This is a genomic window from Siculibacillus lacustris (assembly GCF_004328075.1).
Lineage (GTDB): Bacteria > Pseudomonadota > Alphaproteobacteria > Rhizobiales > Ancalomicrobiaceae > Siculibacillus > Siculibacillus lacustris.
The window spans coordinates 1-12,371 of sequence record NZ_SJFN01000061.1; the positions used below are offsets into that span (position 1 = coordinate 1).

Annotated in this window: 9 protein-coding genes and 1 tRNA gene; 7 read left to right on the forward strand and 3 right to left on the reverse strand. The window is 71.2% G+C overall.

All coding sequences use genetic code 11. The features are described from left to right. The 4 genes from EYW49_RS22145 to EYW49_RS22160 form a co-directional block, all read left to right on the forward strand. A partial coding sequence (locus EYW49_RS22145; RefSeq protein ID WP_206365534.1) for a putative Ig domain-containing protein occupies window positions 1-2,143 on the forward strand: 2,143 nt, incomplete at its 5' end. Window positions 2,144-2,232: 89 nt separating this feature from the next. Beyond that, on the forward strand, window positions 2,233-3,750 hold the full coding sequence (locus tag EYW49_RS22150) for a TolC family protein (protein WP_206365535.1): 1,518 nt from the start codon (window positions 2,233-2,235) through the stop codon (window positions 3,748-3,750). Window positions 3,751-3,877: 127 nt separating this feature from the next. Continuing rightward, on the forward strand, window positions 3,878-4,624 hold the full coding sequence (locus tag EYW49_RS22155; protein WP_165498379.1) for an efflux RND transporter periplasmic adaptor subunit: 747 nt from the start codon (window positions 3,878-3,880) through the stop codon (window positions 4,622-4,624). Between the two features lies 1 nt (window position 4,625). Next, on the forward strand, window positions 4,626-5,939 hold the full coding sequence (locus EYW49_RS22160; RefSeq protein ID WP_131311844.1) for an efflux RND transporter periplasmic adaptor subunit: 1,314 nt from the start codon (window positions 4,626-4,628) through the stop codon (window positions 5,937-5,939). A gap of 383 nt (window positions 5,940-6,322) precedes the next feature. On the opposite strand, the gene EYW49_RS22165 is transcribed toward EYW49_RS22160, so the two are convergent. Next, window positions 6,323-6,397 (reverse strand) — tRNA-Glu (locus EYW49_RS22165). Window positions 6,398-6,745: 348 nt separating this feature from the next. Between EYW49_RS22165 and EYW49_RS22170 the strand changes: the two genes are divergently transcribed. Then, window positions 6,746-7,558, forward strand: a complete 813-nt coding sequence (locus EYW49_RS22170) for a TrmH family RNA methyltransferase (protein ID WP_131311846.1) — start codon at window positions 6,746-6,748, stop codon at window positions 7,556-7,558. 37 nt (window positions 7,559-7,595) lie between these two features. On the opposite strand, the gene EYW49_RS22175 is transcribed toward EYW49_RS22170, so the two are convergent. Next, a complete protein-coding gene (locus EYW49_RS22175; RefSeq protein ID WP_165498380.1) occupies window positions 7,596-10,532 on the reverse strand; it encodes an O-linked N-acetylglucosamine transferase family protein in 2,937 nt (978 codons plus the stop codon). Between the two features lie 632 nt (window positions 10,533-11,164). Between EYW49_RS22175 and EYW49_RS22180 the strand changes: the two genes are divergently transcribed. Both EYW49_RS22180 and EYW49_RS22185 read left to right on the forward strand, forming a co-directional pair. After that, a complete protein-coding gene (locus EYW49_RS22180) occupies window positions 11,165-11,461 on the forward strand; it encodes a DUF6665 family protein (protein WP_228259714.1) in 297 nt (98 codons plus the stop codon). Between the two features lie 26 nt (window positions 11,462-11,487). Then, the gene (locus tag EYW49_RS22185; RefSeq protein ID WP_131311851.1) at window positions 11,488-11,919 is read left to right on the forward strand and encodes a hypothetical protein; all 432 of its coding nucleotides are present in this window, start codon (window positions 11,488-11,490) and stop codon (window positions 11,917-11,919) included. A gap of 56 nt (window positions 11,920-11,975) precedes the next feature. On the opposite strand, the gene EYW49_RS23315 is transcribed toward EYW49_RS22185, so the two are convergent. Then, window positions 11,976-12,371 (reverse strand): hypothetical protein (locus EYW49_RS23315; protein ID WP_206365536.1); only part of this gene is annotated, 396 nt, incomplete at its 5' end.

Consider the following 12,371-nt stretch of genomic DNA (forward strand, 5'->3'; position numbering starts at 1 on the left):
GGGGGCGACCTATCGGGACCTCGGCAATCCGACGGCGGGCGACCGCGTCGTCACCCTCACTTCGGTGAAGGACAGCGGCGGCACGGCGAACGGCGGCGTCGACACGACGACTTCCGGGTTGCCGGCGGCGGAGACGGTGACGGTGGCGCGGCTCAACCATGCGCCGACGCTGACCACGACCGCGGAGACGCCGACCTTCGTGGAGAAGGGCGGCGCGGTGTCGCTGTTCTCGGGGACGGCGATCGGGCTGGGGACGGGCGACGGCGGGCAGACGATCCGGCAGTTGGTGCTGACGGTGTCGTCGGTGTCGGACGGCGCGGCCGAGCAGCTGACGATCGACGGCACGGCGGTGGCGCTGGTGGCGGGTTCGACCACGACGTCGGGCGGCGCGACGGTGGTGGTGACGGTGGCCGGTTCGACGGCGACGCTGACGGTGACGCGGGGCGGCGACTTCACGACGGCGGCGGCGCAGACGCTGGTCGACGGGCTGACCTATGGCAACGGCTCGGTCGATCCGACCGCCGGCGCCCGGGTGGTGACGCTGACCTCGATCCGCGACAGCGGCGGCAGCGGGGCCGGCAGCGTCGACACGACGGCGCTCTCGGCGGCCGCGACCGTGCATGTGACCCCGGTCAACGACGCGCCGACGCTCGCCGCGACGGGTGCCGTGGCCGCGGATACGACCACGGCGATCGTCTCGCTGTTCAGTTCCACGGCGATCGGCACGGTCGAGGCCGGCCAGTCGATCACCGGCCTGCAACTGACCGTGGCGGGGCTCGCGGACGGTCCGAACGAAATCCTGGTGGTCGACGGGCAGGCGATCGCCTTGGACGTGGCCTCGAGCGGCACGACCGCCGCGCACGGGCTGCACTACGTCGTCGCGGTTTCCGGAACGGTCGCCACGGTGACGCTCACCGCGACCGATACGCCGGCCCATTGGCAGGGGGTCGTCGACGGGCTCGGCTATCGCAATGCCTCGACGGTGACCGGGACGAGCGGTGATCGCGTCGTCACGCTGACCTCGATCACCGACGACGGCGGCACCGCCAACGGCGGTGTGGCGACGGCCACCCTCGCGCGCGCCGCCACGATCTCGGTGGTGGTCAACAGCGGGACGCCGTCGATCACCCCGCCGACCGTGGCGCCGTTCATCGATCTGCAGCGGCAGACGCTGTCGGGCTTCGCACTCTCCGACACGCTCGGCGGTTCGCTCTATACGATCGCGCTCACGGCGAGTGGCGGTTCGATCCACCTCGATCTCACCGGCATCGGTGTGACCGCGGGGGCCAACGACAGCGGATCGTTGGTCGTCACCGGTTCGAAGGCGGCGGTCGAGGCGGCGCTGGCTTCGCTCGCCTTCACGCCGACCCGCTTCGGTTCGGTGTCGTTGACGCTCACCGTGACGGTCGGCGACTCGGTGTTGATCGGCGGCATGAAGAGCGGCACGACGACCCTGGAGATGGTCTCGGCCGCGACACCACCGCCGGCTCCGCCGGTCGAGCCGCCGGCGCCGCCGCCGGTCGTCGTGCCGCCGCCGGTGGTGGTTCAGGCGCCGCAGATCGTCGTGCCGCCGCCGCCGCCGGACGTCCCACCGCCGGTGGCCTGGGTCCCGCCGACCCTGCTGTCGGCACCGGCCGAGGGCGCCTTCCGGGTGCCGGTGGTGTCCGGTCCGGTTCGCGCCGGTGGCGATGCCGGGACGGTGGTCGTCGTCAACCGGATCGCCGACGTGGTGGTCGCGAGCTCGGGCCCGATCGCGGTGCCGGTGCCTTTCGACGCCTTCGGCGTGACCCAACCGAGCGTCGTCGTGTCGCTCGAAGCGACGACGGCCGACGGAAAGAGCCTACCGGATTGGTTGCATTTCGATTCGGCTACGGGCACTTTCGTCGGCAATCCGCCGCCCGGCGCACGGACGGTCGAGGTGAAGGTGATCGCGCTCGACAACAACGGTCACTCCGTCGCCCAGACCTTCAAGATCACTCTGCGGCCCGGCGGGCAGACGATGCTCGAGCATTCTCCGATCGATCGGCCCGGGGGGGCCGTCGGGCGGCAGGGGCTCGCGGCGCAGATCCGAGCAGCGCATTCCGGTGCCCACCGGCAGATCCTGGCATTGGCCGGATCCGCCGGCACTCCGGTGACACGATGAAGACTCAGGCGATGGCGCGTTTCACGGGGGATTTCAGGGTGACCGTTCATTTGGGGATGCGCAGGGTCCGAGCGCTGGGGGCGTTCGTCGTGGCGACGGCACTCGCCTCCTGCGCAGTCGCGCCGACGACCTTCACCGATGCCGAGTTCCAGGCCAAGGCGACCGCCGACATGACGGCGATGTTCGCCGCCGACGAGCCGGTGTCGCAACACCTGACGCTCGCCGGGGCGATCGCGCGGGCGCTGAAGTACAACCTCGACAATCGCGCCAAGATGATCGAACAGGCCCTGGCCGCCAACCAGACCGAGGTCGACGGCTGGGATCTGTTGCCGAAGGCGGCGGCGTCCGGCGGCTATGTCGGGCGTTCGGATCACGCGACGACGACCAGCCGCGACTCGGTGACCGGTCAGCCGTCCCTCGCCAACCCGTCCTATTCGCTCGATCGCGACCGCGGCACCGCCGATCTCGGCCTCGCCTGGAACCTGCTCGATTTCGGCGTCAGCTATTTCAACGCGCATCAGGACGCCGACCGGGTGCTGGTGGCCGCCGAACATCGGCGCAAGGCGGTGCAGAAGCTCGTCCAGGACGTCCGCACCGCCTTCTGGAAGGCGGCGGCGGCGCAGGCCCTCGACGGCACGGTGCGGCGGACGATCGCCGAGGCCGAAGGCGCGTTGCGCGATTCACGCGCGGTCGAATCGGGGAACTTCAAGAGCCCGATCGATGCGCTGCGCTTCCAGCGCAGCCTGCTCGAGAACATCCGTCAGTTGGAACTGGTGTCGCAGCAACTGGCGACGGCGCGCGAGGAACTGTGCGTCCTGATCAACGTCCGGCCGGGGACGCCGCTGCGTCTCGATGCGGCGGGCGAGCGCGGCCTGCCGTCGATCCCCTACTCCTTGCCGCAGATGGAGGAGATCGCCTTCGTCGGCAACCCCGACCTGCGCGAGCAGGCCTATGTCGCGCGGATCACCGCCGACGAAACCCGCAAGTCGATCCTCAAGCTGCTGCCCAACGTCAGCCTGACGGCGAGCCGCGAGTTCGACAGCAATTCCTTCCTGATCAAGCAGCAGTGGTACGACGCCGGCGCGCGCGTCAGCCTCAACCTGATCTCGCTGCTGTCGATCCCCGATCGGATGAAGCTCGGCGCCGCCAACGAGGCCTTGGCCGACGCCCGCCGCTTGGCCGTGCGCATGGCGGTCCTGTCGCAGGTCCACATCGCCTATCTCGACTACGGCAATTCGCGGCGCGCCTATCGGCGGGCGAGCCAGATCGCCGACGTCGAAGGGCGGCTCACCTCGCTGGTCCGCGCCCGCAGCGACGGCGATGCGCTCGGTGTGTTGGAACGGATCAGCAGCGAGACCTCGGCGATCGGGGCCAGACTGCGGCGCCAAGTGGCCTATGCCGATGCGCAGCAGGCGCTCGCGCGGGTCTACGCGACCCTCGGTATCGACCTCCTGCCGGAGGGCACCACCTCGGATGATCTGGACGCGCTGACGGCGACCGTCGCCCAGTCGCTCACCGCCTGGGATCGCGGCCGGTTTCCCTCGACCGCGATCGAGCCGGTGAAACCCGCGCCGCTGCCGACGGTGACCGCCTCGGTGGAGAAGTGAGGGATCGGGGGGTGTCGGTCTCTCTCGCTGCGATCGCCCGGCCCGATCGGGCGTCGCGGTCGCGGGCCGGCGTCGACCTCGGGACGATGCGCGGGCATCGCGGGATCGGAACAGGCAAGAGATGGTGATGCGGGTCCTCCGACTGGCTTGTCTCGCCTGGGCGATGGTGGGGCCGTTCGATCGGGCTGCGGCGGCGGAGTCCGAGCCGGCGGTCGGCGAGGTTCGCGCCCAGATCTCGCCGCGTCGATTCACCACCCTTTCGGCCGAGATCGCCGGCAAGGTCGAAGAGATCACCGTCAAGGAAGGCGATCATTTCAGCGCCGGACAGATTCTGCTCAGGATCGACTGCGCCCTGCACCAAGCCAACTTCGACAAGGCGCGGGCCACGCTTTCGGGGGCGGAGAAGACGCTCGAAGTCAACCGCAGCCTGCGGCGGTTGCGGGCGGGCGGGACGCTGGAGACGGAGCTGGCGGCGGTCGAAGTGGCCAAAGCCGAGGCCGACGTCCGCGCCACCTCGGCGATCGTCGGCAAATGCGTGATCGTCGCCCCCTACGCCGGACGGCTGGCCGATCTCAAGATCCGCGAGCAGCAGTTCGTCCAGGCGGCGACACCGCTGTTCGAGATCATCGACGACGACGTGTTCCAGGTCGAATTCCTGGCGCCGTCGCGCTGGCTGACCTTCCTGGCTCCGGGTGCGGCGTTCGAGATCGAAGTCGACGAGACCGGCCGGACCTATCCGGCGCATGTGGTGCGGCTCGGGGCACGGGTCGATCCGGTCAGCCAATCGATCCGGGTGATCGGCGAATTGGCGGGGCGGCAACCGGATCTGATCGCCGGCATGAGCGGCAAGGTCGTGTTGACGCCGAAGAGGTGAGATGAGCACGGACCTGTTGAATCTCCTCCAGCTGCAACGGCGGGCGCGGGGCGTCGCCGGCGAGGCGGAACTGCGGTTCGTGATCGTCAACGAGACCTATCGACTGGTGCCCTATCGACAAGCCGTCCTGTGGGACGAGCGGAGCGGCATCACCGCCGTATCCGGTGTCGCCACCGCCGACCCGTCGGCACCGCTGCTGCAATGGCTGGACCGGGTCGGGCGTCGCCTGGCGGTGGCGATGACGGAACCCGGCCCGATCGATCGCGCGATGCTGGATCCGGCCGATCGCGACGCCTGGGCGGACTGGCTGCCGGCCGCCGCGCTGTGGCTGCCGTTGCCGCTCGGCGCCCGCAAGCCGAAGATCGGGCTGCTGGTCGCGCGTGACGAGCCGTTCGGCGAGACCGAGCTCCAACTCCTTCTGGAACTCGCCGACGCCTACGCCTTCGTGCTCGACCGTTTTGTCGTGGGGCGGATGTTCGGGGGGGCCGGTGGACGGCGGCGGTTGCGCCGCGGACTGTGGCCGCTCGCCGGCGTGGCGGTGATCGCCGCCTCCTTCGTGCCGGTGCCGCTCACCGTGCTGGCGCCGACCGACGTGGTGCCGGCCCATCCCGCGGTGATCCGTTCGCCGAGCGACGGGGTCGTCGACCGCGTCCTGGTGCGCCCGAACGAGCGGGTCGTTCCCGGGCAGCCGCTGTTCGCGCTCGACGAGACGGTGCTCAAGGGCAAGCTCGAAGTGGCGGGCAAGGCCCTGGCGACCGCCGAGGCCGAGTTGCGGGAACTGTCGCAACAGGCGGTGTTCGACCCCGGCGCCAAGTCCAAGCTGGCGCTCGCGCTCGGCCGACGCGACGAGCAGGCGGCCGAACTCGCCAATCTGCAGCGCCTTCAGGAGCGAATCGTGGTCAAGGCACCGCAGAGCGGCATCACCGTGCTGTCCGATCCGTCGGATTGGATCGGCCGGCCGGTGGCGGTCGGCGAGAAGGTTCTCGAACTCGCCGAGGAACACGACACCGAGATCGAGGCCTGGCTCGCCCCGGGCGATGCGATCGATCTGCCGCCGAATGCCGGGCTGACGGTATTTCTCAACGTCGCCCCCCTGTCGCCGATCACGGCCACGGTGCGGTCGGTCGCCTACGAGGCGACGGCGCGGCCCGACGGGACGTTCGCGCATCGGGTGCGCGCCCGAATCGACGACGGTGAAGAGAAGCCGCGGCTCGGCCTGAAGGGCGTGTCGCGCCTCGCCGGCCAACCGGTTCGGCTCGGCTACTGGCTCCTGCGCCGCCCGATCGCCGCGCTGCGCGCCTGGGCGGGGCTGTAGGTCCGACCCGGTCGACGACGGGCACGGCGCGGTCGTCGCTCGATCGAGGCGAGGATCGTCGAGCTCGATGGACTTCTCGACGAGCGCATAACGATCCTGAAGGCCGAACGCGAGAAAGCTCGGGCAGCCTTGGATCGCGCGGGCGCTACCGGCGGCCTCGACGTGACGATCGACGCGGCGAAGGTCGAAGCCTTTGGTCGCCCGATGCGGGAAAAAATGGAGACCGGCGACGTTCAGGCCCGCCAGGACGTGATTCGCCCGGTCGTCTCTGGGATCACCGTCGGCGCCGGACGCATCCGGATCATCGCTGACCAGCCGATCCTTGCCGCCGCCGTATCCGGGCAACGGACGAAGAACGGATGTGTTCGGGGGGTGTACGTGTGTGGCGCGCCCTACGGGAGTCGAACCCGTCTTTGCAACGTGAAAGGCTGCCGTCCTAACCGATAGACGAAGGGCGCTCACGACCGGCGTTCTATATGGGTTCGAACGGACGGGCAAGCCCCGCAACGCCGGCTTTCCACTGCCGAAAACCGTGATCGTGTGTGCTCCGCCGCGTCGGAACCATCATCGTCCTCCGCTCCCCGGCGTCATCGCCACCGCCCGCGATCCTTCGCCAGCTCCGACGCCGCATCGGACTTCGCGCCTTTCGCGTCGGCACTCCCTCGCGCCGCGGCCGGCAAAAGCACCGGAGCGGGGTTGCTCTCGCCGCGGCGCGGGTGCAGGCAGGCGGCGGTCGCGGCCGGCCCGGGGTCGGTCGGGCGCGATCGGGCGGGCTGGACGCCGTCGGCGGGCGAGGGGAGGGCGGAATGGGGCGATTCGTGACGATCGACGATCCGGAGGATCCGCGCATCGCCGACTACCGGGCGATTCGCGAGCGCGATCTGGTCGGGCGGCGCGAGCTCTTCATCGCCGAGGGCGAGGTGGTTCTGACCACGCTCATCGCCTCGCGGCGCCATCGGCCGCTGTCGCTGCTTCTCGACGCGAGCCGCGTCGCGGGCCTCGCCGAGCGGCTCGCCACGGTCGAGGCCGACGTGCCGATCTTCGTCGCGACACGGAGCGTGATCGATGCGATCGCCGGCTTTCCGCTCCATCGCGGCATTCTGGCGATCGGCCGGCGCGGCGCGCTGCCCGACGCCGCGGCGCTGCTCGCCGGGCTCGGGGATCGCGCGACCGTGGTGGTGGCGCTGGGCATCGCCAATCACGACAACATGGGCGGGTTGTTCCGCAATGCCGCGGCCTTCGGGGCCGACGCGGTGCTGATCGATGCGGCGAGCTGCGACCCGTTCTATCGCAAGGCGATCCGGGTGTCGGTCGGCCACGTGCTGACCGTGCCCTTCGCGCGGATCGCCGCCGAGGTCGATCCGCTCGGCCTGCTGGCGGCGGCCGGCTTCGAGGCGCTGGCGCTGACGCCCTCGGGTGGCGAGGCGCTGGCCGGGCTCGAGCCGGCGGCGCGGACCGCGGCGCTGTTCGGCACCGAGGGGCCGGGGCTCTCCGCCGATCTCTTGGCGCGCACCCGCCGCGTCACCATCGAGATGGCGCCGGGGGTCGACAGCCTCAACGTCGCGACCTGCGCCGGCGTGGTGCTGCACCGGCTGGCGACCGCGCCGCGCCGGGCGTGAGCGGCGGTCCGCGGCCCCGAGGGGTGCGGCGTGGGGCTCACGCGGCGTCGACGGACCTGCCGACCGGCGCCGGGGCGTCGGCGGTCGTCGTCGCGGCCGCGGCGCGCGCGACCGCCTCGACGAAGAAGGCCTCCAGCGCCCGGACCGGTTCGAGGTCGCCGTAGAGGCGGGGCAGGCGTTCGGCGACACGGGCGCGGGCGGCGGCGCGGGTTCCCGGATCGGCGAGGCCGACGGCGGCGGCGACATAACCGTCGAGATCGGCGGCGATGCCCTCGTCGAGGCCCATGCGGGTCAGGATCGCGAAGCTGTGGCGGCCGCGCATCAGGCCGGTCGGCAAGGTCACCACCGGCAGATGGGCGGCCAGCGCCTCCAGCGTGGTGTTGCCGCCCGACCAGCCGATGCTGTCGAGATAGACGTCGGCGATCTCCATCAACGAATGGAAATTCTCGAAGGGCACCGGCGCGGCGAAGACCAGATGGTGGTCGGGATCGAGGCCGGCGGCGCGGAAGGCGCTCGCCAGGCGCTCGCGGAAGATCACGGTCGGCGGGCGGCGGTCGCCGGCGATGAACAGGAACTGCGAATCGGGCACCGCGGCGGCGATGCGCACCAGCGCGACGTCGTCGCTCGGGCGGTATTTGAACAGCGACTGGCAGCACATGTAGACCGTGGCGCCGGAGCGGAGCCCGACGTCGCTGCGGCGCAGGCGGCCGCCGACGGTGTCGAGGGGGGCATAGGCGATCGACAGATTGGGCAGGCGGACCAGGGTTTCGCGGTAATGGGCGGCGCCGTCGGCCGGCTCCATCAGGTCGCTCGACAGGAAGTAGTCGATGTCGAGGAGGCCGGAGGTCACCGGGTGGCCCCAGGTCTGGCACTGGACGGGGGCGAGGCGATGGGTCGCCAGCCGGATCGCCACGTCGCTCATGCCGAGTTCGAGATGGATCAGCACATGGGGCGCGTCGGCGCGGATGGTGTCGATCCAGGCCTCGGTCGAGCGCGCCTCCTGATGCCAGCGGTCGCAGGTCGCGGCGATGCGGCGCGAGGTGGCGTCGCTGCCGCCCGACAGATTGTAGCCGAACACTTCGAAACCGGCGCGGTCGAGGTGTTCCATCCAGCCGGCGAACAGTTTCGAGACCGAGTGCAGGGTGAAGTAATAGGTGACGAAGCCGATGCGCAGACGCGGCGCCGGGGCCGGCGCCGGCAGGGCGACACGGCGGCTCTGCGACAGGGCGGCGACGATGGTGCCGTAGGTCTCCTGCAGGGCGCGGTCGTCGCGGCCCTGGTAGGACAGGAAGAACGGCTTCGCCGCCCCGACCACGCCGATCGCTGCGGCGCGTTCGGCTGCGCTCGCCTGGGCGACCCGCTCGGCGACGTCGGCGAGGTCGCGCGCATAGGCGGCGCGGCGGGTGTCGATCTCGGCTTCGTCGCGATGGACCACCGCGAGCGCGGCGATCGCCCGGGTGAAGCGCGCTTCGAGGTCGTCGGGGGCGACGGCGAGGCGGCGGTCGAGCAGCCGCCGGGCGTCGTCCTGGCGGCCGGCCATGCGCAGGCGGTTGGCGAGGAAGATCAGATTGCGCGGCAGAGCGGCGCCGGCGAGCAGCGCCTCGAGGCCGGAGGCGAGCGCGTCCGCGGCGTCGGAATCGAGGGCGCGTTCGACCAGGATCGACAGGACGTCGGCGGCGCCGACCGCGTCGCCGGCCTCGTCGAGGCGTGCGGCGAGGCTGCGATAGGTCGGGACATAGTCGGGGCGCGCGGCGAGCAGCGCCCGCAGCCGGGCGATCGATTCGTCGAGGCGGCCCTGGCGGCCGAGGATCAGGGCGGTGTTGTGGGCCCAGCGCGGCTCGTCGGAGAGCGTCACCGAGGCCTCGAGCAGCGCTGCCCCGGCGTGGTCGTCGCCCTTGTCGGCGAGGATCAGGCCGAGGCGGTGCAGGCTCTCGACCACCGTCGGGTCGGCGGCGACCGCCCGCAGCGCGGCCTCGGCTTCCGGCAGGCGTCCGCCGTCTTGATGGGCGCGGGCGGTCGCGAGGTCGGGGCGGACGATTTCGGGGCCGGCGGGATTGAAGGCGCAGCCGTGGCAGATCGCGTCGTCGCGGTCGAAGAAGGCGTCGAGCCAGCGGCGCGGCCCTTCCGCGGCCCAGGCCTCGGCGAAGGAGCGGTTGAGGAGATCGGTGCGGCCGAACAGATCGACGTCGTTGGTGGTGCAGCAGGGCGTCAGGAAGCCGTCGACGGTGACATAGAGCGCGCGGAACGGCCGCCGACAGCGGTTGCCGTTGGGGGTCAGGGCCGCCGCCGGCATCAGCACCAGGCCGGGATGGGCGCGCCCGGCGCGCGCCAGGATCGCCCGCGCCTCGGCGACGTCGCGGGCATCGAGGCAATGGGGCATCGAGCCGTCGGCGTAGGAGATCAGCGGCTGGACCTCGACGAAGCGCACGCCGAGGCGGTGAACATGGGCGATCAGGCCTTCGAGTTCGCCGAGATTGCGGCGGCTGAGGACGATCGACAGGGTCATTCCGGGGAACAGCCGCACCAGCCCGGCGACCATTGCCTCCAGCCGGACCACGTCGGTCCCGGAGCGCAGCAACTCGGCGGTGACCGGATCGAAACTGTCGACCGAGACGCTGACGTGGCCGAGGCCGGCGCGGGCGAGCGCGAGATAGTCGTCGAGGCTGCGCAGCAGAGCATTGGTGTTGAAGCTGATCACCTCGAACTTGCCCGTCGCGCGGGCGACGCGGATCAGCGCTTCGAGGTCGGTGTGGAGGGTCGGTTCGCCGATGCCCTGGAGCACCAGGACGCGGGCCGGCGGGGCATTGGCGATTACCTTCTCGAAGGCGGCGCGCTTCATCACCGCGTTGGTCCACTGACCGGCGGCGATGCCGATGGTGCGCTGGCAGCCGGCGCAGGCGAGATTGCAGCCGGTGGTGATCTCGATCTGCAACCGTTCGACACGATTGGGCGTTGCGAACAAGGCGTCGGCCACGACTGCATCTCCTACGGCGAATCGCCGGCGCCCAGTATGCCCGGGAATGGGCGGCAGCCGAACCTCGGGCGTGACCGGAGGGCGTCGGGTGGGGAGGGGCGTGCAAGGCGGCATGGGGCGTGCACGAGGTCGGCGCGCGCAACGATCGGAAGTCTGTCTTGGCATTACGCATCGGCGATGCCCCCTCGGCCCCTCCCGCTCGAGGGGAAAGGGGGCGGAGACGGCACATCGGAGCGATGTTGGACGAGGGCGCTCTCCCCAGCGTCCTCTCCCCCCTCGAGGGGGAGAGACAGAGAGGGGGGGTGAGGGACAACCTATTGATCAAAATCGGTTTTTGCACCGAGGAGGCGCCGCGTACCCCCCCCTCCCTGTCCCTCCCCCTCGAGGGGGGAGGGGACGACGACCGCAGCGTCCGAGCGAGTCCTTTCGATGGTGTCCTCCCAATCGCCCTCGCTGCGAGGGGGAGAGGACGCCTTCGGTCGAACCCGACATGGTTCGGTTGCGAGCCGGCACGCCCAAATCCACAGCCTCGACGTCGTGAGGCTCCACGTCCTGCCCCTGCGGCCAGCGGACTTGCGCGAAACCGTGCGGGGCGCACACTGACGCGGTCACCACCGGGAGCGGAGATGGCGATGGCCGGCAGATCGATCGGACGCGGAGCGGAGGTCAACGGCATCCTCGGCATCGATCTCGAGATCCTCGGCGAACAGGCCTCGGCGCTCGGGCGGGCCGGGCGGCGGGTCGAGGCGACGCTCGCCGCACTCGCCGCGGGCGATGCGTCCGACCACGACCGGCTGATCAGGGCGGCGGCGGAGGCGGTGTGGGCCTATTTCATCCAGCGCGAGGTCTGCGGCCTGCGCCGCCACGACGAGGCGATCGCCGTCTACGGCATTCCGCGCGAGGTGCTGGTGCGGGTCGGCGGCGGCTGAGCGGGCGTTGAACGCGAGGGCGCGTCATGGCAGATCCGGGCGAGGGCGCGGCGATCGAGGGCTCGGCGGCGATGGACGACAGGACGGGATCGAGGAACGACGGCGCGCGACGGCCGGGCCGGGGCCTGCGAGCGCACGTGGTGCTGCGTCTCGCGGCGGGGGCGGTGGCGCTCGCCGGCCTCGCGGCGGCGGCGGCGATCGATCGCACGGCGTCGGCGACCGACGGATCGACGGCATCGCTCGACCGGGCGCGGGTGATCGATCTGCAGCTCGAGCGGCTCGGCGGGCGCTTCGCGGTGACCGCCGGCCATCTGCGCGATCGTTTCGACGCGCTGTGGAGCGGGCGGCCGCTGGCGTTGACGATCCTGGTGCTGGCCGGTGTCGTCGCGGTCGCCCTGTGGTGGATCGCCGGCTATGCGGCAGTCGACCCGGGCGAGCGCGATGACGACGCGCATTGACGTCGCCGCGACGAGGCGGAGGGGAGGGCGTCGCCGCCCTCCCGGAACGCGATCGCTCAGAGCTTCTTGGCGTTGCCCTTGAGGATCTCGTATTTGGTGACGCCGCCGTCGTCGGCGGTGAAGGACGCGGTGGTGCCGTCGATCTCCAGCTTGTAGCAGGTCTCGTCTTCGTCGTCGGGGAACTCGAAACAGATCTTCTGGCCCTTCACCGCCCATTTGCCGGTGGCGGTCTCACCGTCGATCGACTGCTTGACCTTGCCGTTGGCGAGATAGAATTCGAACAACTCCTCGCCGTCGCCGGACTTGCCGGAGATGGTGTTGCCGACCAGGCTGTTCCAGGCGGCGAGACCGGTGAGTTTGGCGGCCGGGGCGGCAGCGTTCGGGGCCGGGGCGGCCGCCTGGGCCGCGACCGTCGGGGCCGGGGCGGGCGCCGCGGCGGCCGGGGCCGGGGC

Coding starts and splice junctions, on each gene's coding strand:
- EYW49_RS22155 (WP_165498379.1), top strand. CDS start 3,878: ATGCGGGTCCTCCGACTGGCTTGTCTCGCCTGGGCGATGGTGGGGCCG.
- EYW49_RS22160 (WP_131311844.1), top strand. CDS start 4,626: ATGAGCACGGACCTGTTGAATCTCCTCCAGCTGCAACGGCGGGCGCGG.
- EYW49_RS22170 (WP_131311846.1), top strand. CDS start 6,746: ATGGGGCGATTCGTGACGATCGACGATCCGGAGGATCCGCGCATCGCC.
- EYW49_RS22180 (WP_228259714.1), top strand. CDS start 11,165: ATGGCCGGCAGATCGATCGGACGCGGAGCGGAGGTCAACGGCATCCTC.
- EYW49_RS22185 (WP_131311851.1), top strand. CDS start 11,488: ATGGCAGATCCGGGCGAGGGCGCGGCGATCGAGGGCTCGGCGGCGATG.